Source organism: Deinococcus indicus (assembly GCF_002198095.1).
GTDB lineage: Bacteria > Deinococcota > Deinococci > Deinococcales > Deinococcaceae > Deinococcus > Deinococcus caeni.
The window spans coordinates 172934-198914 of the sequence record NZ_NHMK01000014.1 but is presented as its reverse complement, the minus strand read 5'-3'; the positions used below and the strand labels follow the sequence as shown (position 1 = coordinate 198914).

At 70.9% G+C, this 25981-nt stretch carries 25 protein-coding genes; 9 read left to right on the top strand and 16 right to left on the bottom strand.

The window, feature by feature from the left end; genetic code table 11:
* Positions 1-90 precede the first annotated feature (90 nt).
* The 3 genes from clpX to CBQ26_RS22840 form a co-directional block, all read right to left on the bottom strand.
* A complete protein-coding gene (gene clpX, locus CBQ26_RS11440) occupies positions 91-1299 on the bottom strand; it encodes an ATP-dependent Clp protease ATP-binding subunit ClpX (protein WP_088248765.1) in 1209 nt (402 codons plus the stop codon).
* A complete protein-coding gene (gene clpP / locus CBQ26_RS11435; protein WP_088248764.1) occupies positions 1296-1901 on the bottom strand; it encodes an ATP-dependent Clp protease proteolytic subunit in 606 nt (201 codons plus the stop codon). The genes clpX and clpP overlap by 4 nt, the downstream gene beginning before the upstream one ends.
* A 261-nt stretch (positions 1902-2162) precedes the next feature.
* The gene (locus tag CBQ26_RS22840) at positions 2163-2294 is read right to left on the bottom strand and encodes a hypothetical protein (RefSeq protein ID WP_255578875.1); all 132 of its coding nucleotides are present in this window, start codon (positions 2292-2294) and stop codon (positions 2163-2165) included.
* Between the two features lie 348 nt (positions 2295-2642).
* On the opposite strand from CBQ26_RS22840, the gene CBQ26_RS11430 reads away from it, so the two are divergent.
* Positions 2643-2930 (top strand): hypothetical protein, encoded by a 288-nt coding sequence (locus tag CBQ26_RS11430; protein WP_143342064.1) that lies wholly within the window; start codon positions 2643-2645, stop codon positions 2928-2930.
* Positions 2931-2955: 25 nt separating this feature from the next.
* Here the strand turns inward: CBQ26_RS11430 and CBQ26_RS11425 are convergent, their stop codons facing one another.
* The gene (locus CBQ26_RS11425) at positions 2956-4632 is read right to left on the bottom strand and encodes a ribonuclease J (RefSeq protein WP_088248762.1); all 1677 of its coding nucleotides are present in this window, start codon (positions 4630-4632) and stop codon (positions 2956-2958) included.
* Positions 4633-4886: 254 nt separating this feature from the next.
* On the opposite strand from CBQ26_RS11425, the gene CBQ26_RS11420 reads away from it, so the two are divergent.
* The 3 genes from CBQ26_RS11420 to CBQ26_RS11410 are packed head-to-tail and all read left to right on the top strand — an operon-like array spanning position 4887 to position 8274.
* A complete protein-coding gene (locus CBQ26_RS11420) occupies positions 4887-5552 on the top strand; it encodes a response regulator transcription factor (RefSeq protein ID WP_088248761.1) in 666 nt (221 codons plus the stop codon).
* An 8-nt stretch (positions 5553-5560) separates the two neighbouring features.
* Positions 5561-7825: a PAS domain-containing sensor histidine kinase gene (locus CBQ26_RS11415; protein WP_088248760.1), complete on the top strand. Its 2265-nt coding sequence runs from the start codon at positions 5561-5563 to the stop codon at positions 7823-7825.
* The gene (locus CBQ26_RS11410; protein ID WP_088248759.1) at positions 7822-8274 is read left to right on the top strand and encodes a response regulator; all 453 of its coding nucleotides are present in this window, start codon (positions 7822-7824) and stop codon (positions 8272-8274) included. Before CBQ26_RS11415 ends, CBQ26_RS11410 begins: the two co-directional genes overlap by 4 nt.
* An 89-nt stretch (positions 8275-8363) precedes the next feature.
* Here the strand turns inward: CBQ26_RS11410 and CBQ26_RS11405 are convergent, their stop codons facing one another.
* The 5 genes from CBQ26_RS11405 to CBQ26_RS11385 all read right to left on the bottom strand — a co-directional run bounded on the left by CBQ26_RS11405 (position 8364) and on the right by CBQ26_RS11385 (position 11584).
* A complete protein-coding gene (locus CBQ26_RS11405) occupies positions 8364-8915 on the bottom strand; it encodes an HD domain-containing protein (protein WP_088248758.1) in 552 nt (183 codons plus the stop codon).
* 40 nt (positions 8916-8955) lie between these two features.
* Positions 8956-9513 carry an HNH endonuclease gene (locus CBQ26_RS11400; protein WP_088248757.1) on the bottom strand — a complete coding sequence of 186 codons (558 nt, stop codon included), beginning with the start codon at positions 9511-9513 and terminating at the stop codon, positions 8956-8958.
* 115 nt (positions 9514-9628) lie between these two features.
* Positions 9629-10312: a MarC family protein gene (locus tag CBQ26_RS11395; protein WP_078301100.1), complete on the bottom strand. Its 684-nt coding sequence runs from the start codon at positions 10310-10312 to the stop codon at positions 9629-9631.
* Positions 10313-10372: 60 nt separating this feature from the next.
* Positions 10373-11113 carry a hypothetical protein gene (locus CBQ26_RS11390; protein ID WP_229844131.1) on the bottom strand — a complete coding sequence of 247 codons (741 nt, stop codon included), beginning with the start codon at positions 11111-11113 and terminating at the stop codon, positions 10373-10375.
* 60 nt (positions 11114-11173) lie between these two features.
* Positions 11174-11584 carry a Fur family transcriptional regulator gene (locus tag CBQ26_RS11385; RefSeq protein ID WP_088248756.1) on the bottom strand — a complete coding sequence of 137 codons (411 nt, stop codon included), beginning with the start codon at positions 11582-11584 and terminating at the stop codon, positions 11174-11176.
* A 164-nt stretch (positions 11585-11748) separates the two neighbouring features.
* Between CBQ26_RS11385 and CBQ26_RS11380 the strand changes: the two genes are divergently transcribed.
* The 3 genes from CBQ26_RS11380 (at position 11749) to CBQ26_RS11370 (ending at position 14300) form a co-directional block, all read left to right on the top strand.
* Positions 11749-12711 carry a biotin--[acetyl-CoA-carboxylase] ligase gene (locus tag CBQ26_RS11380; RefSeq protein WP_088248755.1) on the top strand — a complete coding sequence of 321 codons (963 nt, stop codon included), beginning with the start codon at positions 11749-11751 and terminating at the stop codon, positions 12709-12711.
* Between the two features lie 61 nt (positions 12712-12772).
* Positions 12773-13357, top strand: coding sequence for a biotin transporter BioY (locus CBQ26_RS11375; RefSeq protein WP_088248754.1), 585 nt, complete (start codon positions 12773-12775; stop codon positions 13355-13357).
* A 247-nt stretch (positions 13358-13604) separates the two neighbouring features.
* A complete protein-coding gene (locus CBQ26_RS11370; protein WP_143342063.1) occupies positions 13605-14300 on the top strand; it encodes a hypothetical protein in 696 nt (231 codons plus the stop codon).
* 104 nt (positions 14301-14404) lie between these two features.
* Here CBQ26_RS11370 and recA read toward each other — a convergent pair whose 3' ends face one another.
* The 7 genes from recA to CBQ26_RS11340 all read right to left on the bottom strand — a co-directional run bounded on the left by recA (position 14405) and on the right by CBQ26_RS11340 (position 21683).
* Entirely contained in the window at positions 14405-15469 is a 1065-nt protein-coding gene (gene recA / locus CBQ26_RS11365; protein WP_088248752.1) for a recombinase RecA, read from the bottom strand.
* 58 nt (positions 15470-15527) lie between these two features.
* Entirely contained in the window at positions 15528-16472 is a 945-nt protein-coding gene (gene thpR / locus CBQ26_RS11360) for an RNA 2',3'-cyclic phosphodiesterase (protein ID WP_088248751.1), read from the bottom strand.
* The gene (locus CBQ26_RS11355; RefSeq protein WP_088248750.1) at positions 16469-17749 is read right to left on the bottom strand and encodes a CinA family nicotinamide mononucleotide deamidase-related protein; all 1281 of its coding nucleotides are present in this window, start codon (positions 17747-17749) and stop codon (positions 16469-16471) included. Before CBQ26_RS11355 ends, thpR begins: the two co-directional genes overlap by 4 nt.
* A 158-nt stretch (positions 17750-17907) precedes the next feature.
* Positions 17908-18237 carry a four-helix bundle copper-binding protein gene (locus CBQ26_RS11350; protein ID WP_088248749.1) on the bottom strand — a complete coding sequence of 110 codons (330 nt, stop codon included), beginning with the start codon at positions 18235-18237 and terminating at the stop codon, positions 17908-17910.
* Between the two features lie 78 nt (positions 18238-18315).
* Positions 18316-18450 carry a hypothetical protein gene (locus CBQ26_RS22835; RefSeq protein WP_268248319.1) on the bottom strand — a complete coding sequence of 45 codons (135 nt, stop codon included), beginning with the start codon at positions 18448-18450 and terminating at the stop codon, positions 18316-18318.
* 76 nt (positions 18451-18526) lie between these two features.
* The gene (gene ilvA, locus CBQ26_RS11345; protein ID WP_088248748.1) at positions 18527-20074 is read right to left on the bottom strand and encodes a threonine ammonia-lyase, biosynthetic; all 1548 of its coding nucleotides are present in this window, start codon (positions 20072-20074) and stop codon (positions 18527-18529) included.
* Positions 20075-20516: 442 nt separating this feature from the next.
* On the bottom strand, positions 20517-21683 hold the full coding sequence (locus tag CBQ26_RS11340; RefSeq protein WP_244898030.1) for an FAD-dependent oxidoreductase: 1167 nt from the start codon (positions 21681-21683) through the stop codon (positions 20517-20519).
* Between the two features lie 75 nt (positions 21684-21758).
* Here CBQ26_RS11340 and CBQ26_RS11335 point away from each other — a divergent pair, with 75 nt between their 5' ends.
* Together CBQ26_RS11335 and CBQ26_RS11330 are read left to right on the top strand one after the other, a co-directional pair.
* On the top strand, positions 21759-23057 hold the full coding sequence (locus tag CBQ26_RS11335; RefSeq protein ID WP_088248746.1) for a SpoIID/LytB domain-containing protein: 1299 nt from the start codon (positions 21759-21761) through the stop codon (positions 23055-23057).
* Between the two features lie 133 nt (positions 23058-23190).
* A complete protein-coding gene (locus tag CBQ26_RS11330; RefSeq protein ID WP_088248745.1) occupies positions 23191-25968 on the top strand; it encodes an LPS-assembly protein LptD in 2778 nt (925 codons plus the stop codon).
* The last annotated feature ends 13 nt before the right edge of the window (positions 25969-25981 follow it).

Genomic DNA, 25981 nt, shown 5'->3' with positions numbered 1-25981 from the left:
TAACGCGGGTCTGCCGAAAGCCGACACCCCCGCACGGTGTCCCAGAAGTGTAGGGACGCGGGCGGGGGCTTGCTGTAATGCCTGTTGCGTTTAGGCAGACTTCTTGAGTCCCTTAGACTCAAGCAGGCCCATCGGCGCATCGATGTGATCCGCGTCGAACCGCAGCTCCTTCAGGTCCTCGACCGGCAGTTCGAACAGCAGGTCCGTCATGGCCTTCTCCAGCACCGCCCGCAGCCCGCGCGCCCCGGTCTTGCGTTCACGGGCGCGGCGCGCCACCTCACGCAGCGCCTCGTCCGTGAAGCTCAGGTCCACGTTCTGGAAGCCGAACAGCGCCTGATACTGCGACACGATCGCGCCCTGCGGCTCGGTCAGGATGCGCACCAGCGCCTCCTCGTCCAGATCCTGAAGCTGCACCACCAGCGGCAGACGCCCCACGAACTCCGGGATCAGACCGAACTTCACGAGGTCCTCGGGCAGGAAGCGCAGTTCCTCCTTCTCGTCGCCCTTGTGCTCGGCGCCGAAGCCCACCGCGCGCACGTTCGTGCGGCTGCGGCCGATGTCCGCGATCCCGTCGAAGGCGCCGCCCACGATGAACAGGATGTTCTTCGTGTTCACCTGCACGAGTTCCTGCTGCGGGTGCTTGCGTCCCCCCTGCGGCGGCACCTGCGCGACCGTGCCCTCGATGATCTTCAGCAGCGCCTGCTGCACGCCCTCACCGGACACGTCACGCGTGATGCTGGTCCCCTCGGACTTGCGGGCGATCTTGTCGATCTCGTCGATGTAGATGATCCCGCGCTCGGCCGCCGCCACGTCGTACTCGGCCGCCTGAAGCAGACGCACGATCACGTTCTCCACGTCGTCGCCCACGTACCCGGCCTCGGTCAGGGTGGTCGCGTCGGCAATCGCGAACGGCACTTCCAGCATCTCGGCCAGACTGGCCGCCAGCAGCGTCTTGCCGGTCCCGGTCGGCCCGATCAGCAGGATGTTGCTCTTCTGCAGGTTCACGTCCGGGTGCGCCAGCCGCTGGTAGTGACTGACGACCGCCACCGCCAGCGCCTTCTTCGCCTCGTCCTGCCCGATCACGAACTCGTCGAGGTACGCCTTGATCTCACGGGGCGTCGGCAGTTCCTCCAGGCTGAACTCCGCGCCCGCCTTGCGGTTCTGCTTGACCAGCTCGTGCGCCCGCTCGGTGCACTCGTTGCAGATGAACGCCGCGCGGCCCGGCGCCTCGATCAGCTGCGCGATCTGCGGATGCTGACGCCCGCAGAACGAGCAGCGGTCCCCACCGTTCTTCGTCATTGTTCCTTCGCCTCCCCGGACCGCACCCGGTCCACCACGCTGTCGATCAGGCCGTACCCCATGGCCTCCTCGGGCGACATGAAGTAATCACGTTCCATGTCCCGCAGCAGCTTGTCGTGCGGAATGCTGGTGTGCTCGTGGTAGATGCCCACCAGCTTGTCACGCAGGTGCAGCACCTCCTTGGCCTGCACTTCCAGGTCCGGGGTGTTCCCACGGAACCCCGCCGACCCCTGGTGAATCATGATCCGGCTGTTCGGCAGCGCCATGCGCTTGCCCTTGTCGCCGGCCATCAGCAGCACGCTGCCCATGCTCATGGCGATTCCCACGCAGATCGTGCTGACCGGCGCCTTGATGTACCGCATCGTGTCGTAGATCGCCAGTCCCGCGTACACCTCGCCGCCGGGGCAGTTGATGTACATCTGGATCTCCTGCTCGGGATTCTGGGAATCCAGCAGCAGCAGCTGCGCCACGATGGTGTTCGCCATCTGCGACTCGATGGGCGTGCCCACGAAGATAATCCGGTCCTTCAGAAGGCGCGAGTAGATGTCGTACATCCGCTCGCCACGCCCGGTCTGCTCGATCACGTAGGGAATCACGCTCATGGAGCAATTATCGCACGGCGGGGGAAAGGGAACGTAGGCGAACCCCGACTTGCACCCGGACCACTTCCGCGCGCCCGCAACCAGACGGCCCCCGCCGACTGATACGCACTCCGATTGAATGGCTTATAAAGCCGTTCAATCCGAGCGGAGCGAGTGGGATAGGGGCGGATTCCGGACGTGGAGTTGGCAGATCGGTGGTCTTCCGATCTGTCAACGAAATAAACGGAATCCGTATGACAGGGGCCGCCGGGGACCGGTCGTTCAGTCCACGATCAGGGGAATCAGGACGGGGTTGCGGCCCGTCGCCTTGCGCACGAAGCGCCGCACGGCGCCGTACATGTCGTCGCGGACGTCTTCGAGGCGTTTCTTCTCGCGCAGGCTCCCATTCCGCATAATGGCAGCATGCCCCGGTCCGCCCCTTCACCGGATGATCTGACTCTCGCGCAACTGCGGGCTGCATTCGAGGCCGGAGTGACAAGGGCCGGGTATCAGCTGACCTCTTCAGAGGTCCTTGAATTGTCCCGTGCAACCTCACATGGTCATCAGAGACTTGGTGTGCGGGCAGAATGGCGTAGGCGCAGCTGGCGGCTCTCCACGTGGGCCACGACCGTCTTTCAAGTGGACCTTTCCGGTAGGCCACAAGGCCTCACGTTCCGGACGACCTACGCCCGATTGACGGGGCAGGACACCCCCTGGGTCCAGCTGCTGCCCGGAGCATTGGAACACGAGATGGTGCAGCAGATGGAACGCCTGCGGGCGCAGTGCGACGAAGCCCTGTTCCCCTGGCTTGATCAGGTGCAGACTCCTGCCGGTCTGGTGGCGTTCATGTCCGTGCCGCGTAACAGCCGACGACTGATCTGGGGGCATTCGGTGGGTCCCTTCCGCCCGGCTCAGCTGGTGGCGGCGCGTCTGCCCGCGTCAGAAGCGGCAGACGCTCAGGCCAGGTTGCAGGAAGCGGAACGCCTGACGCGGCTCTACCTCAACGAGCGTGAGCAGTTCAGCGCAAACGACACGGCCCCCGCCGACTGACAGGGGCCGTCCGGGGACCGGTCGTTCAGTCCACGATCAGGGGAATCAGGACGGGGTTGCGGCCCGTGGCCTTGCGCACGAAGCGCCGTACGGCGCCGTACATGTCGTCGCGGACGTCTTCGAGGCGTTTCTTCTCGCGCAGGCCCTGCTCGACGGCTTCCAGCGCGACCTTGCGGATCTGGCCGTCGAGTTCGCGGTTGGCGCGCACGAAGCCGCGCGACACGACTTCCACGTGCGGGGTGGGGTGCAGCACGGCCGTCATGATCAGCACGCCTTCCTGGCTCATGTTCACGCGGTCGAGCAGCACGTCGTCGCCGATGTCCCCGACGCCCAGGCCGTCCACGTACACGGCGCCGGCGGGCACGGTGCCCGTGACCTTGAACTCGTCCTGGCTGAGGCGGATCACGTCGCCGTTCTTGGCGATCAGGGTGCGTTTGGGCGGGCGGGGGAGGGTCTGGGCGAGGCGGGCGTGGTTGATCTGGTGGCGGGGTTCGCCGTGCCAGGGCAGGAAGTACTTGGGCCGCGCGAGGTTCAGGACCGTGGCGAGTTCCTCCTGGCTGCCGTGTCCGGAGGCGTGCACGCGGTAGGTGGGCGGGTAGTACACGTCCACGCCGATCTCGTACAGGCGGTTGATGACGAGGTTCACGGCTTCCTCGTTGCCGGGGATGGGGTTGCTGCTCAGGATGACGCTGTCGCCGCGCCTGAGGGCGATCTTGGCGTGGTTTCCGAACGCCAGGCGTGACAGGACGCTCATGGGCTGGCCCTGGCTGCCGGTGCAGACGTACAGCACCTGCTGGTCCTGAAGTCCGCCGACCTCGTCGCTGGCCAGGAACGGTTCGGGCAGTTCCATGTACCCGAGTTGCTGCGAGACCTGCGCGTACTTCAGCATGGAGCGGCCTTCCATGACCACGCGGCGGCTCTGGCGGTGCGCGATGTTGATGACGTTCTGGATGCGGTGCACGTTCGACGCGAAGGTCGTCATGAACACGCGGCCCTTGATGCCGGCGATCAGCGTTTCCAGGTTCCGGGCGACCTCGGCCTCGCTGACCGTGCGGCCCGGACGCTCGGCGTTCGTGGAGTCGCTGAGCAGCAGCAGCACGCCGTCCTTGCCGGCCTGCTCGATGCGGGCGAGGTCGCTGGTCTTGCCGTCGCTGGGTTCCTCGTCGAGCTTGAAGTCCCCGGTGTGCAGCACCACCCCGGCCGGCGTGGTCAGGATGTACCCGGCGTTGTCGGGAATGGAGTGGGTCATGCGGATGAACTCCACCTGGAAGTGCGTGCCGATGCGGACGCGGTCGGTGAGCTGCACCTCGCGCAGGTCCACCTCGCCGTCCTTGATGCCGAACTCGGACAGTTTCTCGCGCACCAGTCCCAGCGTGAGGCTCGCGCCGTACACCGGGATGCGCGGCAGGCGCGGCAGGATGTAGGGCAGGCCGCCGATGTGGTCCTCGTGCCCGTGCGTGAGGATCATGCCCTTGATCAGCCCGGCGTTCTGCTGCAGGTAATCGATGCGGGGGATGATCAGGTCGATGCCCATCTGGTGGCTCTCGGGGAACGCCAGTCCGGCGTCCACGATCATGATCTCGTCTTCATAACGGTAGGCGGTGATGTTCTTGCCGATCTCGCCCATCCCGCCGAGCGGGATGACTTCGAGGTGGGGGGCGGCGCCCGTGTCGTTCGGGGCGGCTTTGCTGGGTTGTGTCATGGGAACTCCGGGTGCCTGTCGCGGTGGCGCGGGCGGGTTGTGTGAGACGGCGGGGCCTGGAATGCGGCCTGAGTGCGGTTCATGCGGTTGTGTCGCTCGGTCCCCCTCGTCAGGGCAGGGTCAGAGCGCGGTAGCTTCACCGTACCACACTGTCTGCGCGGCCCCCCCACCGGGGCCGGGGGCGCCCGGCGGGCGCGGCAGCGTGAAGGGAGGCTCAGCACGGCCGGTCTTCATGAAGGGGTATCATCCTGTGCGTGAGCTCTCAACGCATTCTTGTCATCGAGGACGACCTGGATATCGCCAACGTCCTGCGCATGGACCTGACGGACGCCGGTTTTGAAGTGGAACACGCGGATTCGGCCATGAACGGCCTGATCAAGGCGCGCGAGGAGCAACCCACCCTGATCCTGCTGGACCTGGGCCTGCCGGACTTCGACGGCGGGGACGTCGTGCAGCGCCTGCGCAAGAACAGCGCCGTGCCGATCATCGTGCTGACCGCCCGCGACACCGTCGAGGAGAAGGTCCGCCTGCTGGGCCTGGGCGCCGACGACTACCTGATCAAGCCCTTCCACCCGGACGAACTGCTGGCCCGCGTGAAGGTGCAGCTGCGCCAGCGCACCACCGAGAGCCTGACCATGGGCGACCTGACCCTGGACCCCCAGAAGCGCCTCGTGACCTACAAGGGCGACGAGCTGCGCCTGTCGCCCAAGGAGTTCGACATCCTGGCGCTGCTGATCCGCCAGCCGGGCCGCGTGTACTCCCGCCAGGAGATCGGCCAGGACATCTGGCAGGGCCGCCTGCCCGAGGGCAGCAACGTCGTGGACGTCCACATGGCCAACCTGCGCGCCAAACTGCGGGACCTGGACGGCTACGGGCTGCTGCGCACCGTGCGTGGCGTCGGGTACGCCCTGCGCGGCTGACCGGCCGCATGAACGACCTTTCCGCCGCGGCCGGAGCGGACGCCGGGGCGCTGCTCGCGGCGCTGCCGGACCCGGTCGCGTGGCTCGGCCCGGACGGCGCCTGGACCGTGAACGGCGCCGCCGCCGCCCGACTGGACCTGCTGGACGCCGGGCAGGACTGGCAGGCGCTGTTCAGTGACGACAGCGCGGCCCGGCTGCGCCGCGCCGTGCAGGACGCGCAGGCGGGGCAGACCACGCGCGTCACGGTCAAGATCGTGGATACGGCCGCGCCGGGACTGGTGACGGTCGCCCCGTCGGGCGGCGGGGTGCTGCTGCACCTGCACGTCGCCCGTGACCCGCTGGAGGTCGCGCTGGAACTCATGGACGGCCTGCACCTGGGTCTGACCGTGCAGTCCCCGGACAGCCGCATCCTGATGGTGAACGGCGCCGCCCCGGACATCCTGGGCCTGAGTGCCGGGCAGCTGACCGGACGGGACTCGCTGGACCCGCGCTGGCAGGCCATCCACCCGGACGGCCGGCCCTTTCCCGGCGACACCCACCCGTCGCGCGTGGCGTTGCGGACCGGGCAGGTCGTCCGGGACGTTCCCATGGGCATCTTCCACCCGCCCAGCGAGACGTGGCGGTGGTTGCAGGTGACGGCCATCCCGAGGCTGGTGGCCGGCACGAACGAGGCCAAGCAGGTCACGACCGTCTTCGCGGACGTCACGGACCGGTACGTGCTGCAACGCGAGATGCAGCGCAGCGAGCAGCGCTTCCGGTCGCTGGTCGAGGCGACCTCGCAGATCGTGTGGGACGCCCACCCGGACGGGCACTTCCCGCCCCCGCAGCCCGGCTGGGAGGCCTTCACCGGACAGACGCCGGGCGAGTACGGCGGGGCCGGCTGGCTGGACGCCGTCCACCCGGACGACCGCCCCAGCACCCTGCGCGACTGGCGGCGGGCCGTGCAGACCGAACAGCACTACCTGACCGAACACCGCCTGCGCCGCGCCGACGGCACCTACGTCCCCATGCAGGCCCGCGCCGTGGCCGTCCGTGACGAGAACGGCGCGATCCGCGAGTGGGTGGGCATCCACACCGACATGAGCGCCGTGCGTGACGCGCAGCAGGCGCTGATCGACCTGAACGCCGACCTGGAACGCCGCGTGCAGGAACGCACCCTGGCGCTGGCCGACCTGACCCGCTTCAGCACCCTGCTGCTGACCGCCGCCGGCGAGGGCATCTTCGGCCTGAACCCGGACGGCATGACGACCTTCGCGAACCCGGCCGCCGCGCGGATGCTGGGCTACAGCGTGGAACGCATGATCGGCGCGTCCCAGCACGACCTCGTCCACCACCACCACGCCGACGGGCGCCCGTACGAGCTGCGCGAATGCCCCATCCACCAGACCCTGCAGGACGGGCAGACCCGCCGCGTGGAACAGGACGTCATGTGGCATGCGCAGGGGCACGCCGTGCCCGTCGCGTACGTCGTCACGCCCACCCACGACGAGAACGGGCAGCCCAGCGGCGCGGTCGTCATGGTGCAGGACATCACGGAACGCGAACGCGCCCAGGAGCAGCTGCGCGAACTGATCGAGAACCTCGAACGCAGCAACCAGGACCTCGAACAGTTCGCGTACGTCGCCAGCCACGACCTGCAGGAACCCCTGCGGACCATCGGCAGCTACACCGAACTGCTCGCCCGTCGTTACCAGGGCCAGCTGGACCCGCGCGCCGACCAGTACCTGCACTACATGCAGGACGCCGTGATGCGGATGCGCAGCCTGATCCAGGACCTGCTGGGCTTCGCCCGCGTGGGCCGGCACGACACCCTGCTCGAACGCGTCCCGCTGGACGACCTGCTGCGCGCCGCCGCGCAGAACGTGCGCGGCACGCTGGACGACGGGGGCGGCACCCTGGACTGGCGCACGCCGCACGCCGTGCTGGGCCAGCCGTCCCTGCTGATCCAGCTGATCACGAACCTGATCAGCAACGGCCTGAAGTTCCGCGCCCAGGACCGCCCGGCGCACGTCCAGGTGACCTCACACCTGGAAGGTGAATTCGTGCGCGTGACCGTGCAGGACAACGGAATCGGGATCGCGCCCGAGTACCACGCGCGGGTGTTCGACATCTTCCAGCGGTTGCACCGCCGCGAGCAGTACGCCGGCAACGGCATGGGGCTCGCCATCTGCCGTAAAATAGTCGAGTTCCACGGCGGCCGCATCTGGCTCGAATCTGCCCCGGCACAGGGCAGCACCTTCCACCTGACGCTCCCCGTGGCTCCCTCCCAATGACCCCAACACCCATCACCGATCCCATTGAAATTCTGCTGGTCGAGGACAACGAGCCGGACGTCCTGCTGACCCTCGAAGCCTTCGAGGACGCCCGCGTTCCCAACCGCCTGCACGTCACCCGTGACGGCGTGGAAGCCATGCGCTTCCTGCGCGGCGAGGGAGAGCACGGCGGCGCGCCCCGCCCCGACGTGATCCTGATGGACATCAACATGCCCCGCAAGACCGGCCTGGAAGTCCTGGAAGAGATCAAGGCCGACCCGGACCTGCGCAGCATCCCGGTCGTGATGCTCACCACCAGTCAGGCCGACGACGACGTGCGCGCCTCGTACGAACGCCACGCCAGTGGGTACGTCGTCAAGCCCGTGGGCTTCGAGAACTTCCTGGGTGCCATGCGCGCCTTCGAGGCCTTCTGGATGACCTTCGTGCGCTTCCCGCCGCGCGGCCCCTGAGCGCCGGCACGCGCCCCGCAGCGTGTGGGACAGAGGGGACCGGAGTACACGCCCCGGTCCCTCTGCCCATGTGGTTCGGTCCGTGCCGTTCAGGCGAGGGCCGGTTCGGGGGTGGCGTCCTGAAGGGCGCGCAGCACCCGCTCCATGTGCTCGTCGAGCGGCACGCCCAGTTCGCGGGCGCCCTGCTCGACCTCGTCGCGGTTCACGCCCGCCGCGAACGCCCGGTTTTTAAAGCGCTTCTTCAGGCTGGACAGTTCCACCTGCCGCACGTCCCGGTCCGGGCGGACCAGCGCGGCCGCCTGCACCAGTCCGGTCAGTTCGTCCACCGCGAACAGCGTCCGCGAGAGCCGCGACTCGCGGGGCGTGCCCGTGAACGCCGCGTGTCCCATGATCGCGTCCAGCACCTCCGGCGGCGTGTCCGTGTGCTCACGCAGGAAGGCCACGCCCCAGACGGGGTGCTCGTCCGGGTGGGCCTCGTAGTCGAAGTCGTGCAGCAGGCCCGCCACGGCGTACAGTTCCTCGTCCTCGCCCCAGTGACGGGCGTAGGCGCGCATGGCGGCCTCGACGTTCAGCATGTGCCGCCGCAGCGACCCGGACGGAGTGTGTTCCAGCATCAACGCGTACGCCTGATCACGGTTCATACGGCAGTCTAGCGGCCAGCCAGCCACACGGGTGCCGGGGTCAGCCGCCCAGGTAGCGGCTCCACTGCGGCTGCCAGTGCGCGAACTGCCCGTGGGCGTACACCCCGAAGGTCGGCGCGCGCGGCCGGGTCCGCAGCGGCATGGCGGCCTCCTCGGGCGTGCGGTTGCCCTTGCGCTGGTTGCAGGCGCGGCAGGCGGTCGTGACGTTGTCCCAGGTGTGCCGCCCACCGCGCGAGCGGGGCAGGACGTGATCGAGCGTGAGTTCCTCGGCCGAACCGCAGTACTGGCAGGTGAAGGTGTCGCGGCGCAGCACGTTGCGGCGGTTGAACGGCACCGGGTGCACGCGCGGGCGGCGCACGTAACGGCGCAGGCGGATCACGCTGGGCACGTTCAGGACGGTGCTGGGCGACCGGACCACGTCCGCGCTGTCCTCCAGAATCTCGGCCACGCCGTACTGCACCAGCGTGATGGCCCGCTTGGCGCTCGTGACGTGCAGCGGCTCGTACGATGCGTTCAGCACCAGCACGCGCGGCGCGTTCAGGTCGGCCGCGATCCGGGGTATTCGGGTGTCTTCCTGCACGTCCTTTCTGGAGGTCATGCACGGCATTCTAAGGCGCGGCCGTCAGGCGAATGTTGCGCTGGGACGCTTAGTGATTCCTGTCACACCCTGCGGCGAATGGCCTACGCCGCCCGCCGGGTCAGCGCACGCCGCGTCAGCCCAGCCAGGGCAGCGTGCCGGGCACCCAGCCGGTCTTCAGGCCGCCCCGGATCAGTTCCAGCGTGCCGTCCGCCACGTACTGCACCGCCAGCGCCCCCAGCAGCACGCCCAGCACCCGCGTGACCACATGCACGCCGGTCAGGCCGATCACCCGCGCGATCTGCCCCGACAGGCGCAGCGCCAGGTAACACAGCAGCAGCACGGCGGCCGTCACCAGGAACACCGCCGAGAGCAGCAGCGGCGACCCGTGCGCGTCCGCTGCGAGAATCATGATGCTGGCCAGCGTGCCCGGCCCCGCGATCAGCGGAATGGCGAGCGGGAACACGCTGATGTCCTCGCGCTGCTGCGCCTCCTGCTCCTCCTCGGCGGTCTCCTTGCTGCCGCTGGGCCGCGCGAACACCATGTCCAGCGCGATCAGGAACAGCAGGATGCCGCCCGCGATCCGGAACGAACTGAGGCTGATGCCCAGATGCCCCAGCAGTTCCCGGCCGAACAGACCGAACAGCAGGATGATGATGCCCGCCACCACGCAGGCCTTCAGCGCCACGCGCCGCCGCTCGAAGCTCGGGCGGTTCCCGGCCAGCCCGATGAAGATCGGCGCCAGCCCGATAGGGTCCATCACGACCAGCATCGTCAGGAACGTCTGAAGGGCAATGCTGGAAAGTTCCGTCACATCCACCGACCGAGCGTACCATCCCGCCCGCGCCCGCCCCTCACCCCACGGTCGGGGGCCGGGCGGTCAGGGTTGCGTGGCGTCGGCCGGAGCCGGAACGCCCGTGCCCGGCGCGGGCCGCACGTTCAGTTCCAGCGTCCCGGCCGCCTCGGCCGGACGGTCCCCCGCAGCCTCGCGCGCCCCGATCCCGACGGTGTAGGTGTTCACGGGCGTCTGCGCCGACACCATCACCGTCACCGGGAAGTCCTCGCCCACCCGCACCCGCGTGCGGCCCGGCGTGACCGTCACGCCCGGCGCGGCCGTCTGCGCCTGCACTGTGAACACCCCTGGATGCGTCTGCGGGGTGTAGCCGCCCACCCGCGCCGTGACCGTCACGGACGACCCGGCCTCCAGCCGCAGGCTGCTGATGCTGCCGCCCGGCCCGCCATCAGCGGCCGCGCGGGACACGACCACGTACCCGCCGGCACACCCGGTGCGGCGCAACTCCCCGATGTCCTGCGCGCCCACGTACAGCGCCGGCATCAGCGACGCCGCCACCAATCCCAGGCCCAGCGCCGCCCGGCGGGGCCGCCGCCAGTTGGCGGCCGTCAGCGCCAGTCCGCCCGGCCCCAGCAGCAGCGGCAGCAGCAGCGCCAGGAGCGTGCGGCCTTCGCAGGGATCACCCAGCAGCGCCCCGCCGACCGCGCGCACCGTGAACGTCAGGGCGGCCCCCACCCCCCAGCCCAGCAGGAACGGCGGCAGGAAGGTCGGCAGGCGGTAGGTGGGGAACTCCTGCACTTCAGGAGCTGGGGGCGGCGCGGGCGTCATACCCGGCAGAGTACCGCCCGCCTGCCGGGACGAACCGCCCGCAGCCGGCGCCGGACGGGTTCAGTCCCCGGTGGCTTCGGCGGCCTGCGCCTGACAGCCGGGGCACACGCCCATGAATTCCAGGCGCACGTCCGTCACCTGGAATCCGGCCGGGAAGGCCGAGGCGGGCACGGTGGGCACCACGGCGGCGTCCACGTCGAAGATCGCACCGCAACTGCGGCACACCGCGTGGTGGTGCGTGTCGCCCTCGTGCTTGTAGTCGTAGCGGGTGGCCTGCCCGGCGCGTTCGAGCGTGACCACCACGCCGTCACGCACGAGCGCGTCCAGCGTGCGGTACACGGTCCCCAGGCTCACGCTGGGCAACTGCCCGCGCACCTGCGCGTGAATCCACGCGGCGTCCGGGTGGGACCGCGCGGTCCGCAGGACCTCGATCACCGCCGCCCGCTGCTTGGTCTGCCGCACCATCGTCATGCGCGCAGTCTAGCAAATGCACCTGACGCGCCCGTGACCTGCGCGACACACTCACCCGCAGGCCCCCGCCCCGCCCCCGGCCCGCCCCCGGCCCGGCGCCCGCGACCGCTGTCTGAACCCGGTTCATTGCCTTCGTTCACCCGAGCGGGTAAAACACTGAACGAATGCCCGACCGCCTCCTCCCGCTGCTGACCGACCACCCCCAGACCGGGGACACGCTCGGGCAGGCCCTCGGCGTGAACCGCGTCACCGTGAACACCCTGGCCCGCCAGCTGATCGACGCTGGCGTGCCCGTGCAGGTCACCCGCGCCGGGTACGCCCTGCCCCCCGGCACGCCCACCCCACCCCTGACCCCCCGCAGCGGCACCCTCGGACAGGCCATGCGCTACCACGGCACCGTCACCAGCACCCAGGACGCCCTGCGCGCCTGGGCCGACCACCCCGACCAGCCCGCCCCGCACGGCGCGGTCATGGTCGCCGAACGCCAGACCGCCGGACGTGGCCGCCGTGGCCGGAGCTGGGACACCACCCACGGCACCCTGGTCTTCAGCGTCCTGCTGACCCGCAACCTGCGCGGCGGCCCCCTGACCCTCGCGGACCTGCCCCTCATGCCACTGGCCGCCGGCGTCGCCGTGCAACGCGCCGCCGGCGTGGGCGGCCTGAAATGGCCGAACGACCTGCTCGCCCCCGACGGCCGCAAACTGGCCGGCATCCTGCTCGAAGCGGACCTGCGCGGCGAGGAAGCCCGCCGCGCTGTCCTGGGCATCGGCATCAACGTCACTGCCGCCCCACGCGACGCCGCGCACCTGAGCGCCCTGCGGGCCCCCGGCACCCCCGAACCCACCCGCGCCGCCCTGCTGGGCACCCTCCTGAACGAACTGGAACGCGCGTTGGCCGCCCCGCCCGCCCAGACCCTGCGCGACTGGCGGACCGCGAACGTCACCCTGGGCCGCCCGGTCCTGATCCACACGCACGAAGGTCCGCTGGAAGGCGTCGCCACCGATCTCGACGCGCAGGGCAGCCTGATCGTCACGACCGCCGGCGGCCCCCGCACCGTCAGCGCCGGCGACGTGCAACTCGTCGGCACCCTTGCCCCGGACGCCGCCCGGAGCGGCCCCGCTCCCTGAGCGACCCGCCGCGTTGCCTGCTGTTCTGCCCGCCCCTCACCCCCGCAAAGGAGGACTCACCATGACCCTGACCCACCCCACCCTGGCCCGCCAGCTTGCCCCCACTCCCAGCCTCGCCCGTGACCTGCTGCTCGTCGGCGGCGGCGCGGCCCTGATCGCGCTGCTCGCGCAGGCCGAGGTGCCGCTGCAACCCGTCCCCATGACCCTCCAGACGCTGGGCGTGCTGCTGGTCGGCGCGGCCCTCGGCTGGAAACGCGCCTTCGCCGCCGTGCTGCTGTACGCCCTGGCCGGCGCCGCCGGACTGCCCGTGTACGCCGGGGGCGCCAGCGGCGTCATGAACTCCACGGGCACCGGCCTGCGCGCCAGCATCGGGTACGTCATCAGCTGGCCGTTCGCGGCCGCGCTCGTCGGCTTCCTGGTCGAACGCTTCGGGCTGGACCGCCGCTTCCTGGGCACCTGCCTCGCCATGCTGGTCGGCAGCGTCCTCATCTACGCCATCGGCCTGCCCGTCCTGGGCGCCATCACCGGCCTGAAGGGCGCCGCCCTCATGACCGCCGGCCTGACCCCCTTCATCATCGGCGACAGCATCAAGCTGCTGCTGGCCGCGCTGCTGCTGCCCGCCGCCTGGAAGTTCGCCCGCCGGTAAATCCCGGCAGGCAACGAAGCAGCCCCCCACCTTCACTCGGGTGGGGGGCTTTGACTTTGGGCGTGGGTTGTCGATGTCTCCCACGCGGAAACCCCACCCCGAAGCCTGCGCCCAGTCTGCGCCGCCCGCGCCGGACGCGGCATCCGCCGAAAGAGGGACGGCCGGGTAGGCACAGCGGCCTACGCGGAGCCACCGACGCGGGGCTATCGACACAGGGCTATCGACGCGGGGCCATCTACACTGAGCCATGCGATGGAGAACGTTGGCCGTGTGCGTGGCCCTGCTGGGCGGTTCAGTGTGGGCGCAGTCGGACGCGCCCGTGTTGCGCGGCACGGTGGGCGGCTGGACCGGCCAGCCGGCCTCGGTGGGCCTGCTGCTGGAATTTCCGGGCGGGGACGACCGCCTGATGCAGGCGGCGCGCGGCACGGTCAGCGCCGCCGGTGAATGGACGCTGCCGCTGCCCGCCCCCGAGCGGCTCACGGGGTCGCTGGTGTCCCTCGCAGACTGGCTGATCCTGGAACCGCTGGGCTGCGTGACCCGCACCGGCAAGGTGACGTTCAGCGATCCGGCCGCTGCCGTCTTTCCCCTGGGTCAACTGCACGTCGCGCCCGGCGGGCGGTCGTTCCCCAGCGTGGGCAGCATCGTGGGAGTGGACCTGTGGAACGCCGCAGCGATCCTGAAGCCGGAAACGAACCTGCTCAGGGGCCAGCCGGACGCAGCGAACCGCGTGCGCACCCAGCAGCTGGTGTTCAGCCCGTCGGACGTGACGGTCAGCGGCGCGGCGCGCTGCGTCCCGGAGCGGGGCATGCCGGAGTCCGTCACCGTGGACCTGCCCCTGAAGGCCGGCTGGAACGTCGTACAGGACGAATCCAACTACGGCAGTGAGGAGGCCACCCGCACCCTGACCCTCGCCGCGCCGGACACCGTGACCGTCTGGAAGTGATCCGGACTCCGCCGGAGTCCGCATGACTGCCTGCATGACAGAGGGGGAGAGGCCCGCTGACCCCTCCCCCTCACCTTTCAACCATCAACCTTCGCCCATCAACGTCACTCGGAGATGGGTTTGGTGGGCAGTTCCGGGGCGTTGCCGGTGCGGATGGCGTTCAGGACGCGTTCGCGGATCTCGGCTTCCATCTCGGGGCGTTCGGCGATGTAGGCGATGGCTTTCTCCTTGCCCTGGCCGATGCGTTCGTCGCCGTACGAGTAGAAGCTGCCGGCCTTCTTGATGATGTCCATGTCGCTGGCGAGCGTGACGAGGTCGCTGAGCTGGTCGAAGCCCTTGCCGTACACGAGGGCCAGTTCGACTTCCTTGAAGGGCGCGGCGACCTTGTTCTTCACGGTCTTGACCTTGACGGTGTTGGCGACGGCGTCGTTGCCGACCTTGATGGGCTGCCCGATCTTGCGGACGTCCAGGCGCACGGAGGCGTAGAACTTCAGGGCGCGGCCGCCGGTGGTGGTTTCCGGGTTGCCGTACATGACGCCGATCTTCTCGCGGACCTGGTTGATGAAGATGGCGGCGGTGTTCGTCTTGCTGAGGATGCCGGTGAGTTTGCGCAGCGCCTGGCTCATGAGGCGGGCCTGGAGGCCGGGGAGGCTGTCGCCCATCTCGCCCTCGATTTCGGCGCGGGGGGTCAGGGCGGCGACCGAGTCGACGACGACGATGTCGATGGCGCCGCTGCGGACGAGCAGTTCCATGATTTCCAGCGCCTGTTCGCCGTTGTCGGGCTGCGCGACGAGCAGTTCGTCGGTGTTCACGCCGAGCGCGCGGGCGTACACGGGGTCAAGGGCGTGTTCGGCGTCGATGAACGCGGCGGTGCCGCCGGCCTTCTGGGACTGCGCGATGATGCTGAGGGCCAGGGTGGTCTTGCCGCCGGATTCCGGGCCGTAGATCTCGGTGACGCGGCCCTTGGGCACGCCGCCCACGCCGAGCGCGAGGTCCAGGCTGAGGCTGCCGGTGCTGATGGTCTGCACGTCGAGTTTGCTCTCGGCGCCGAGTTTCATGATGCTGCCCTTGCCGAACGCCTTCTCGATCTGGCTCATGGCGGTGTCGATGGCCTTGGCGCGTTCCTTGGCGTCGGTGGGGGCGGCGGTGATCTCTTTTTCCTTGCTCATGGGGTCTCCTTGCCCGCTGGCCTTCCGGTGCGGGGCGGGGGTTGCGGCGTGGGTGGGGTTACTGCGGGTCGGTGACGGCCGGTTCGGCCGGTGGGGTGTCGTGGGCAGAGTCCGGTGCCAGGAGGTCCGGGGCCAGGGGGTCCGGTGTGGTGGGCAGCGGCGCGCGGAAGCGGAAGCTGCTGGCGGTCTCGTGGATGGGGCCGGTCTTACGCAGGATGCTGCGGTACAGGACCGCGCCGCCGGCCTGCCATCCGTGGGTGAAGGTCAGGGGCGGCACGCGCGGCGCCGGTCCCTTCTTGCGGGCCAGGGTGATGTGCCCCTTGAACGGTTGCTCGTCGGTTTCCAGGCCCAGCGCGTGAATGCCGTCGCGCAGCGCCTGCGCCAGTTCCGGCAGGCCCTCGGCTTCCACCTTCACGAACCACACGCGGGGGCTGCCCTCGTTGGGGTAGTAGCCGGTGCCGCGCAGGCTGACCTGCATGGGCGGCAGGTCCTGCATGAGCGTGACGCCCAGGCGCTTGAGGTCGTCCACGCGGTCGGCGGGCACGGCCGGCAGGTACGCCAGGGTGACGTGCAGCTGGTCGGCGTCCACGCGGCGCCAGTTGCCGCGCAGTTTGCGTTGCGCTTCCCGCAGCGGCCCGACGAGGTTCGCGGGGACCTTCAGCGCGAAGAACAGGCGCTGCGTGCCGGCCGGCTGGGGACCGGACCCGGACTCCGGGCGGCCGGTCTGCCGGGGGTCGGTCTGCCTGGCGCCGGTTGGCCTGGCGCCGGTCTGCTGGGAGCCGGTCGCGCGGGGGGCGGCGTCGTGGGTGGGCCGGCGGCCCCCTTCCTTCGCGGGCCGGGTGGGTTTCGCGCCGCGGTTGCCCGCTCCCTGGCCGGCCGGGCGGTCGCGGCGTGGCGCGTCGGCCTGCGCCTCGGTGACGGCGCGGCGCAGCGCACCGGGCTCGCTGGCCGGGGCGGGGGTGGAGGCGGTGCGGGCTGGGCGGTGGGTCTTCTTGATCTTCATGCGGTCCTTCCTTCGGGCCGCTGTACGGGGGCCGGGGCAGTGCGGGTGTGGGGGTCGGGCGTGGAGGAGAGGCTGGCGCGCAGCAGGGACAGGGCGCTCACGGCGGCGCGTTCCCGCACCTGCGCGGCGTCGCCGGGCCAGTTGACGTGCAGCGTGCGTTCCAGCGGCTCCTGGCCGGGCCGGGGGACGTTCACGGCCACGAAGGCCTGCCCGGCCCGCTCGCCGGTCGTGGCGACGACCACCGCGAGGCCCACGTCGGCGCCCAGGTGTTCGCGCGCCCCGGCGGCCAGTTCGCGGGCGGCGGCCTCGCTGACCAGTCCGGCGCCGCGCAGCGTGACGGGCGTCAGACCCAGCGTGATCAGGCGCGCGTGGTCCTGCGTGACGGCGGCGTCCAGGAAGCCCGGCTGGTCGGCCAGCAGCGTGCAGAGCATTCCCGCGCTGCCGGCCTCGATGACGCCCAGCCGGAGGCTGCCGAGCGCGCCCTGCGCGGCCCCGGCAAGCGTCTGGTCGTCCTCGCCCCAGGTCCAGCGGGCCAGCAGTTCGCGGACGCGCTGCCGGACCGGGTGCAGCAGCGCGGCGGCCTGATCGCGGTCCGGGGCGCTGGCGGCCACGCGCACGTCCACGCCGGTCGCGCGGGCGTACGTGGCGACGCTGGGATTCGCCTGCCGGGTCAGGTCGCCGAGCAGTTCGGCGACCGCGCTCTCGCCGACGCCCTGGGTGTGGATGGTGGTGTGTTCCAGCGCCGCTGCGGGCATCGGCAGGCGCGGCAGCACCTGCTCGCGCCACATGCGCTGCATCTCGCGGGGCGGGCCGGGCAGCGCGACCAGCAGTTTCGGCGTGCCGCCGCGCGTGGTCCGCACGAACCAGCCGGGCGCGGTGCCGACCGGGTTGGGCAGGGCCTCGGCGCTGGGGATCAGCCACGCCTGCTTGCGGTTGATCTCGGGCATGGCGCGCCCGCGGGATTCGAACAGGCCGCGCAGGTGCGCGAGCTGCGCGGCGTCCTCTGTGGGGGTTTCGTTCAGGGCGGCGGCGATGGCCTCGCGGGTCAGGTCGTCGTCGGTGGGGCCGAGGCCGCCGCCCAGGATGATCAGGTCGGCGCGGCCGAGTGCGGTCTGCACGGCGTCCGTCAGGCGCAGGAGGTTGTCTCCCAGCACGGTCTTGCGGTGCAGGGTGACGCCGCGCGCCCCGAGTTCACGGGCGAGGAACGCGGCGTTGCTGTCGACGATCTCGCCGAACAGCAGTTCCGTGCCTACGCTGATAATTTCTGCTAGAAGCATAACAACCTCGGCGCAGTATAGGCCAAAGCGAAACGTACGTCCAGTGAATCACCGGACGTACGCAGGGGCAGAGGGAGCGTCATCCGTCCAGTCTACCCCCACCCCCAGGCCGGTCCCGGACCCCTAGGCGGGCACCCGCACCCGCACCGCAACCCCGTTCAGGCCGCCAGTTTCCGGCACGCTTCCTCGCAACGGCGGCAGGCCTCGGCGCAGCGCTGACAGTGGTCATGGTGGTGCTGGCCGCACTCGGCCGCGCAGGCCTCGCACGCTGAAGCGCACAGCGCGCACGCCTGCGCATGCAGGTCACTGCCGCGCATCAGCAGCCGCGCCGTCAGGGCGCACACGTCCGCGCAGTCCCGGTCCAGGCGGATGCAGCCGCGCATCATGTCGATCTCTGGCTCCGACAGGCACGCCGCCGCGCACTCCTCGCACGCCGCCACGCACGCCAGACAGGCCTCGATGCACTCCCGGATCATGGCTTCAGTCATGCCCCACCGTCCCACGCCGCGCCGGGAGGGGGGTGGGAGTTCACTTCAGGCCCACTTGACCCCCCGTGAAGCGCGCGTTCATCCGCCCAGCGGCAACTCGAAACACAGGCTGTTCTCCACGCCCTCGCAGTACCCGAAGTTCGGAATGCGCCGGAACCCCGTCCGCGTGTGCAGCGCCAGCGCCGTCGCCTGCTGATCCCCCGTCTCCAGCACCAGCCGCGCGTACCCCTCGCGATCAGAAGGCAGAAGGCCAACCCCCGCGCCACGCAGGATCAGGGGCCACGCCCGATCAGGTCAGGAACAACCGGTACGCCGGGTTCGCCGTCATGTCCACCGCCGGGTACCCCACCCCCGCCAGGAACGCCGCGAACGCCGCCCCGTCGCCGGGTGGCACCTGAAAGCCCGCCAGCACCCGCCCATGCGCCGACCCGTGATTCCGGTAGTGGAACAGGCTGATGTTCCAGCGCCCGTGCAGGTGCGTCAGGAACTCCAGCAGCGCCCCCGGCCGCTCCGGGAACGTGAACGAGTACACCCGCTCATCCGTCGCCTCGGGCGCGCGCCCGCCCACCATGTGCCGCACGTGGACCTTCGCCAGCTCGTCCTCGGTCAGGTCCGCCACCGCGTACCCCAACCCCACCAGCTCCGCCACCAGTTCCGCCCGCTGCCCCGCGCGGGCCAGCTGCACCCCCACGAAAATCTGCGCCTGCGACCGGGGCGCGAACCGGTAGTTGAACTCCGTGATCGCCCGCGCCCCCACCACCTCGATGAACTCCCGGAACGCGCCGGGCCGCTCCGGGATCGTCACCGCCAGAATCGCCTCGCGCTGCTCACCCACCTCGGCCCGCTCGGCGACGTGCCGCAACCGGTCGAAATTCACGTTCGCGCCGCACGTCAGGGCCACCAGCGTCTCGCCCTGCACGCCCAGCTCGGCCACGTACTTCTTCAGGCCCGCCACCGCCAGCGCCCCCGCCGGTTCCATCACGGCCCGCGTATCGTCGAACACGTCCTTGATCGCCGCGCACACCTCGTCCGTGTTCACCCGCACCCAGTCGTCCACGTACCGGCGCGTCAGGTCGAACGTGAACGCCCCCACCTGCTTGACCGCCACGCCATCCACGAAGATTCCCACCGTGTCCAGCCGCACCCGCTCACCGGCCTGCACCGACTGGAACATCGCGTCACTGTCCTCTGGCTCCACGCCCACCACCCGCACGTCCGGCCGCAGCGCCTTCAGCACCCCCGCCACGCCCGCGATCAGCCCGCCACCCCCCACCGGCACGAACACCGTCAGCGGCCCGTCCACCTCCACCTGCCGCAGCACCTCCAGCGCCACCGTTCCCTGACCCGCCAGCACCAGCGGATCATCGTAAGGATGCACGAACGTCAACCCCCGCTCGCGCTGCAACGCGAACGCATGGGCCTCCGCGTCACTGAAACTATCCCCGAACAGCACCACCTCCGCCCCACGCGCCCGGCACGCCCCCACCTTGATCTCCGGCGTCGTCGCCGGCATCACGATCACCGACCGCACCCCCAACCGCTGCGCCGCGAACGCCACTCCCTGCGCGTGATTCCCCGCCGACGCACAGATCACCCCACGCGCACGCTCCTCCGGCGTGAGCTGAGCCATCTTGTTGTACGCGCCCCGCAACTTGAACGAGAAGATCGGCTGCAGATCCTCCCGCTTCAGCAGCACCCGGTTCCCCAACCGCGCGCTCAACGACGGCGTCTCACTCACCGGCGTCTCGATCGCCGCGCCGTACACCTTGCTCGTCAGCGCCAGCCGCAGCACGTCCATCGCGTCCATCTCACCCGGTTTGAACTCCCTGACCTGCATCACCACGCATCACCCCTTGATTCCTACGAAAGAAAAAACCCCCACCGGCAGCGGGTGGGGGACGATTGGCAGCGCGCAGGCCGTCAGGCGTTCACCCCTGACCAGCCCGTAATTCGCGCCGCGCTCATGGGCGACAGCTTAGGCGCCAGGGGTGATGGGCGGGGTGGGAAGGGGTAGACAACAGGAGGGGCGGCTTTGCGAGTGCTTCCCCACCCCCCAGCCCTCTCCGCAAACGGCTCACACGCCATCCTCTGCTGCGCAGCTCTGCGAGTCCGATTTCGCCGCGTGCGCCCCGCGCGCTACGCGAACGACGGGCGCGGTTGCCGTGCCAGCCGCGTCAGCATGCTTTTTAGGCTCCCCTTGAGGGGAGCTGTCAGCGAAGCTGACTGAGGGGTCCTGCGAAGCAGTTGGGTCATGCGAAGCAGCCGCGCTTCCCCCCTCTTTACGTCTCTGCGAGGTGCTGTGCCAGTTGGTGCGCGAGTGCCTGGGCGGTGTGGGGGCCGAGGGTGTCTGCGTGTGGGCCGCCGAGGAGGAGGGTGGTGTGGTTGTCGAGGGGTTCGTGGGTGGGTGGGTGGTGGGGGTGGCCGTGGGGGAGGGCGATCCAGCTGCCGGGGATGTCGCTGAGGCTGCGGCCGAGGTGGAGGGCAGGGGTGGCGAGGATGGGCAGGGCGTCCATGAGTCCGACGAGGTCTTCGAGTGTTTCGCGGCGCAGGCCGGTGGGGACGCCGGTCAGGTGGCCGCCGGTGGGGGTGTAGCCGTGCGGGTCGCGGTGGTGGGTGGCGGGGTGCAGGGTGTACGCGCCGTGCTGGGGGGTGAGGGTCAGTCCGGCGACGTGCAGGGTGGGGCTGGTGGGGGTGCTGGGGGCGTTCAGGTGCGGGGTCTGCCGGTAGGCGCGGGCGTGGCGGGTGTGGATGCCGAGGTGCTGTTCGGCGTGGGTGGGGGCGTCGGCGCCGGTGGCGAGGATGACGTGCCGGGCGCGCAGGGTGTGGGTTTCGTGCGTGACGATCTGGTGGGTGTTGGTGACGGTCAGGCGTTCGGCGGTGACCACGCCGCCGGGGTGGGGGGCGGCGCGGGTGTTGAGCATCAGGTGCGCGCCGGCGCGGATGGCGGTCTGGGCGGCGTTCAGGGCGAGCGTGCCGGGGCGGTAGGCCAGGGCGTGCGGGTCGGTCGTGGCGTGCGTGAGGACGTCCGGGTCGAGCAGGGCGAGGCTGTCCGGGTGGGCGGCCAGGGCGTCGGTGGTGGGCAGGCTGCCGGGGGCGGCGTGGGTGTGCAGCGTGACGTGGTGGCGGTGGGTGGGCTGGGCGAGTTCCTCGATCAGGGTGCGGCTGGCGTGCGCGGCGGGGTGCTGGTCGGGGGGCAGGTGGGCGGTGGTCCACACGCCGGGCGCGAGGATGGTGTGACCTTCCTCGTTGGGCAGGCCGCCCTGTTCGATCAGCAGCAGGTGGGCTTGCGGGGCGGCGCGGGTCAGGGCGAGGGTCAGGAGGCTGCCCATGCGGCCCGCGCCGATCACGATGAAGTCGTAGTGGGTGCCGTCCGGGCGGGGGGTGGGGGGCGTGAACGGCTGGCCGACGTGCGCCCAGACGTGACCGGGGGTGGGGGTGGGGGGCATGGGTGGCATGATGGCGCGCTTCTCACGCGGCTGTCAGTCGCGTGCGGGGGGGCGCGCGTATACTCGGCGTTGATCATGCGTTCATGTCTGCGTTCCGGCGTTTCCCTGCTTGCCGCGCTGCTGCTGGGGGCGGGCGGCGCGTCCGCCCTGAATGTGCGGGTGCTGGTGGCGTCCGCGCCGCAGTTGACGGTGCGGGTGCCGACCGCGCCGGCCGCCGTGACGGGCGCGCCGGGGTCGGTGGGGGCGGCGTTGCCGGCGGCGGCGCTGCCCCCGCAGGCGTGGACGGTGGGGGTCGTGGGGGCGGGCGCGGCGGCGCAGTTGACCCTGAACGGTCAGCCGACCGGGAGCGCCACGCTGTACCTGCCGCCCGGCGCGGGCCGCACGGTGGAGATCGCGGGCCGCGCGTACCGGGGCGGGGTGCATCTGCGGGCCGAGAAGGGCGCGGTGCAGGGCGTGAACGTCGTGGACATCGAGGAGTATCTGCGGGGCGTGGTGCCGGCCGAGATGCCGGCGTCGTGGCCGGCGGCGGCGTTGCAGGCGCAGGCGGTGATCGCGCGGACGTACGTGGCGGCGCGGGTGAATCCGGCGGCGCCGTACGACACCTGCGCCACGCAGAGCTGTCAGGTGTACGGGGGCGTCCCGGCCGAGAAGCCCGCCACGGACGCGGCGGTGACGGCCACGCGCGCGCAGGTGGTGGCGTTCGGTTCGAAGGCGGCCAGCACGTACTTCAGCAGTGATTCGGGCGGGTTCACGGCGTCCAGCGCCGAGGTGTGGGGCAGCGAGGTGCCGTACCTGACGGCCCGCCCGGACCCGTTCTCGACGGGGGGGCCGCGCGCCCGCTGGCGGCTGGAGGTGCCGCTGTCGCAGGTGCAGGCGGTGGCGGCGCAGTACGGCGTGCAGGTCGGGCCGCTGAGTAGCGTGACCGTCACGCGCCTGAGCGCCTCGGGCCGCCCGGCCGAGATCCTGCTGGTCGGGGCGTCCGGCGCCTCGCGGCTGGGCGGCGCGAAGGCCGGGGGGTTCATCCGGTCGCTGGGCGCGTCGGGGACCCGCGTGACGCTGGCGGGCCTGAACCCGCTGGTGATCGAGGGCAGCGGCGCCGGGCACGGCGTGGGCCTGTCGCAGTACGGGGCGCTGGGGCTGGCGCGCGCCGGGTACGATCACCTGCACGTGCTGGGCTTCTACTATCCGGGGACGGTGCTGGGCACCCTGAGCGCCCCGGCCGCGCAGCTTCCGGCGACGCGGGGGCTGGCGCTGTCCCCGGCGCTGGCCTCGCCGGTCCTGGCGTCCGGCCCGGCCCTCCCCACTCCCGAGCTGCCAGCGGTTCCCGACGCGCTGACCGCCCCGCTGGCCCACGCCGGAACGCCCGCCGAATGATACGGATTCCGTTTGTTTCGCCGACAATCCGGAACTTCACCGGATTGCCGGCTCCACGTCCGGAACCCGTTTTTCTCTCACTCGCATCCGCTCGGACCCAGCGGGCTTTGCAGCCCATTCAATCGGAGTCCGTATGAGCCGCGTCCGGGGTGGCCGGCGGGGGCGTCGCGTGCGGGCGGCGCTGCTGGGCCTGGGCCTGCTGGGCCTGGGGCTGCTGGACACCGCCGGGGCGCGCACGGTGCGGATCATCTCGGCCGACACGCTGGAACTGCGGCAGGTGGACGGCCAGGAACTGGTGATCATCTCGGGCGAGGCGGTCGAACTGCGCGTGGACGACGACGTGGTGCGGGCCCGGCGCGTGGAGTTCAACCGCACGCGCCGCGTCCTGACGCTGGTCGGCGCGGCCAGTTACCGCAGCGCCCGCGACAGCCAGGACCTGCGTGGCGAGAACCTGGTCGTGGAACTCGGGCAGGAGCAGGTGACGGGCGAGGACGTCCTGATCAGCGACAGCCAGCTGGAAATCCGGGGCCAGGAGGTCGAACGCATTCCGGGGCAGCTGCGCGCCGCGGGCGGGTACTTCACGACCTGCGCCCGCTGCGGCCGCACCCCGAACGATTTCGCGTTCCGCGCCGAGCGGCTGATCGTGTACCCCGGCGACCGGCTGGTCGCGTACCGGGCGCAGCTGCTGCTGGCCGACGTGCCGGTGCTGTTCCTGCCGGTGCTGGTGTTGCCCCTGAACGACCGCGAGCGTCAGCCGCGCCTGGAAATCGGGCAGGACGCCGTGGACGGCTACACCGTGCAGGCCGACCTGCCGTTCAGCGTGGGCAGCAGCACCCTGGGCACCACGCTGCTGCGCTACTACCAGAACCGCGATCCCAGCGTGGGCCTGGGCGTGAGCCTGCGGTCGTTCGCGCCGCTGCCGCTCGTGGACCGCCTGAACCTGTACGCCCTGGCGAACCCCCGCCCGGTGGGCAGCAGCGGGTACGACCTGGACCTGGAGTTCGGCGTGCGGGGCCGCCTGCCGCTGGACCTGGCGCTGCGCGACCTGGACTACACCCTGAACGTCAGCCGCAGCGAGGTCGGGCGGAGCGACACCGACCCGCAGCGCGGCGTGACGAACGTCACCTTCGGCGCGAAGGCCGACTACCCGCTGTTCACGGCGGACTTCAACTACATCAACCGCTTCGGGCCGGAACCCACCACGCCCCTGTCCACGCCCCTGAAACTCCCGGAAGTCACGGTGGACCCCAAGGTGTACACGAGCGGGAACCTCAGCGCGGACGTTCGCGTGACGGCCGGGCGCTACACCGGGGCCAGCAACCCGCTGTCGCGCAGCGCGTCGGCGCAGGGGCCGAACGTCACCACCGAACGCCTCGAGGAGCAGCACGCCCTGTCGTACACCGCCCGCCCCTGGCAGGACGCGGACCTGAGCCTGAAGAACACCTTCACCGGCCGGTACTACGGCACGGGCGCCCGCACGGTGCAGCTGACACTGGGCGCGACCCTCACGCAGCGGTTCAACACCACGAACACCCTGAGCGTCAGCGGCGCGTACAACCGCACCGAGGGCACCAGTCCCTTCGCCTTCGACGCGCTGGGCGGCCGCCTGCTGAGCGCCCCGCTGGGCGTGACGTTGTCGGCCGTCCCGGCCCGCGACGTGACCTTCGGTGCGTCGTACAGCCGCGACCTGTTCCTGAGTCCCGAGCAGCAGGGGCCGCTGAACTTCACGCTGCGTGTCAACCGCCGCCCCCTGACCCTGGACGCCAGCAGCAGCGTGAACCTGTACACGCGGCAGCTGGACAGCGCGTCGTTCACGGCGACCCTCAGCGACCCGGATGCCGGGCAGGTCACGGCCGGCACAGCGGTGTCCGGCGCGGTGGCGTCCGGTACGGTGGCGTCCGCCCGGCCGCGCAGCAGCGCCTGGCCCGCCCCGAACCTCGCCCTGAGCGCCTCGGGCAGCTACGCCCGGCAGACCGGTCCGGGGCCGCTCACGCTGCGCGCCACCGTGACCGGCGACGTCCGCACGAACACCTTCAGCGCGTACCTGATCCACAACGTCCGCACGCCCGACGTGAACGAGATCGGCGTGTCTTACACCCTGGCCCGCACGCGCGACACCGTCCTGAACGCCCTGACCCTGAGCGGCAGCGAACGCCTGCTGCCCCGCACCACCGACCAGGGCAGCGGCGCGCAGCTGATCGGGGACGCCAGCCTCACCTGGCGCGGCGCGTACCGCCTGAGCACCGCGCACAGCCTGCTGCTCAACCGCCCCGCCAGCGCGCCGGACAGCGGCACCCTCACCTTCAGCGTCGGCACGGTGCAGGGCAGCGCCACGAACTGGAACGTCACGTACGGCGGCCCGTACGACCTCGTGCGCGGCGGGTTCACGCGCCCCGCCCTGAGCGGCAGCGTGAACGCCACTCGCCCCGGCCAGAACCTCGCCCTGAGCGCCGCCCTGAACACGCCGGGCCTGGACCAGCCGCGCACCGAACTGAGCCGCGCCAGCCTGGACGCCTCCTGGCTGTTCGGCACGCGCGCCGCGCTGGCCGGCCGCGCCGCGTACACCCGCACCCGCAGCGGCACCTTCCCGAACGACCGCGCCACCGACACGCTGACCCTGGACCCCGTGCGGCTCAGCGTGGGCATCGGCCGCAGCGGGCAGGCGCCCGGCGCGTACCTGAGCGGCAGCCTGCGCCAGACCTTCACCTGGCTCGACGGCGTGCGGCAGAACCCGGCGCCGCTCTCCCCGGTGATCGGCCTGACCATCGACCGCTGCTGCTGGGCGCTGCAGGCCGAGGCGGACCTGGGCCTGCGCCGCTACCGCCTCGCGGTGGGCCTGCCCGGACAGACCTTCTACCCGCTGTTCGACCTGACCGATGGCAACGTCCGCGTGCCGCTGGTCAGTCCCTGACCCCCCTGCCCGA

What these genes read in the sequence shown, in the direction of transcription:
- clpX (WP_088248765.1), bottom strand. Translation starts at nt 1,299, where the DNA reads ATGACGAAGAACGGTGGGGACCGCTGCTCGTTCTGCGGGCGTCAGCAT.
- clpP (WP_088248764.1), bottom strand. Translation starts at nt 1,901, where the DNA reads ATGAGCGTGATTCCCTACGTGATCGAGCAGACCGGGCGTGGCGAGCGG.
- CBQ26_RS22840 (WP_255578875.1), bottom strand. Translation starts at nt 2,294, where the DNA reads ATGCGGAATGGGAGCCTGCGCGAGAAGAAACGCCTCGAAGACGTCCGC.
- CBQ26_RS11430 (WP_143342064.1), top strand. Translation starts at nt 2,643, where the DNA reads ATGGAACGCCTGCGGGCGCAGTGCGACGAAGCCCTGTTCCCCTGGCTT.
- CBQ26_RS11425 (WP_088248762.1), bottom strand. Translation starts at nt 4,632, where the DNA reads ATGACACAACCCAGCAAAGCCGCCCCGAACGACACGGGCGCCGCCCCC.
- CBQ26_RS11415 (WP_088248760.1), top strand. Translation starts at nt 5,561, where the DNA reads ATGAACGACCTTTCCGCCGCGGCCGGAGCGGACGCCGGGGCGCTGCTC.
- CBQ26_RS11410 (WP_088248759.1), top strand. Translation starts at nt 7,822, where the DNA reads ATGACCCCAACACCCATCACCGATCCCATTGAAATTCTGCTGGTCGAG.
- CBQ26_RS11405 (WP_088248758.1), bottom strand. Translation starts at nt 8,915, where the DNA reads ATGAACCGTGATCAGGCGTACGCGTTGATGCTGGAACACACTCCGTCC.
- CBQ26_RS11400 (WP_088248757.1), bottom strand. Translation starts at nt 9,513, where the DNA reads ATGACCTCCAGAAAGGACGTGCAGGAAGACACCCGAATACCCCGGATC.
- CBQ26_RS11390 (WP_229844131.1), bottom strand. Translation starts at nt 11,113, where the DNA reads ATGACGCCCGCGCCGCCCCCAGCTCCTGAAGTGCAGGAGTTCCCCACC.
- CBQ26_RS11385 (WP_088248756.1), bottom strand. Translation starts at nt 11,584, where the DNA reads ATGACGATGGTGCGGCAGACCAAGCAGCGGGCGGCGGTGATCGAGGTC.
- CBQ26_RS11380 (WP_088248755.1), top strand. Translation starts at nt 11,749, where the DNA reads ATGCCCGACCGCCTCCTCCCGCTGCTGACCGACCACCCCCAGACCGGG.
- CBQ26_RS11375 (WP_088248754.1), top strand. Translation starts at nt 12,773, where the DNA reads ATGACCCTGACCCACCCCACCCTGGCCCGCCAGCTTGCCCCCACTCCC.
- CBQ26_RS11370 (WP_143342063.1), top strand. Translation starts at nt 13,605, where the DNA reads ATGCGATGGAGAACGTTGGCCGTGTGCGTGGCCCTGCTGGGCGGTTCA.
- recA (WP_088248752.1), bottom strand. Translation starts at nt 15,469, where the DNA reads ATGAGCAAGGAAAAAGAGATCACCGCCGCCCCCACCGACGCCAAGGAA.
- thpR (WP_088248751.1), bottom strand. Translation starts at nt 16,472, where the DNA reads ATGAAGATCAAGAAGACCCACCGCCCAGCCCGCACCGCCTCCACCCCC.
- CBQ26_RS11355 (WP_088248750.1), bottom strand. Translation starts at nt 17,749, where the DNA reads ATGCTTCTAGCAGAAATTATCAGCGTAGGCACGGAACTGCTGTTCGGC.
- CBQ26_RS11350 (WP_088248749.1), bottom strand. Translation starts at nt 18,237, where the DNA reads ATGACTGAAGCCATGATCCGGGAGTGCATCGAGGCCTGTCTGGCGTGC.
- ilvA (WP_088248748.1), bottom strand. Translation starts at nt 20,074, where the DNA reads ATGCAGGTCAGGGAGTTCAAACCGGGTGAGATGGACGCGATGGACGTG.
- CBQ26_RS11340 (WP_244898030.1), bottom strand. Translation starts at nt 21,683, where the DNA reads ATGCCCCCCACCCCCACCCCCGGTCACGTCTGGGCGCACGTCGGCCAG.
- CBQ26_RS11335 (WP_088248746.1), top strand. Translation starts at nt 21,759, where the DNA reads ATGCGTTCATGTCTGCGTTCCGGCGTTTCCCTGCTTGCCGCGCTGCTG.
- CBQ26_RS11330 (WP_088248745.1), top strand. Translation starts at nt 23,191, where the DNA reads ATGAGCCGCGTCCGGGGTGGCCGGCGGGGGCGTCGCGTGCGGGCGGCG.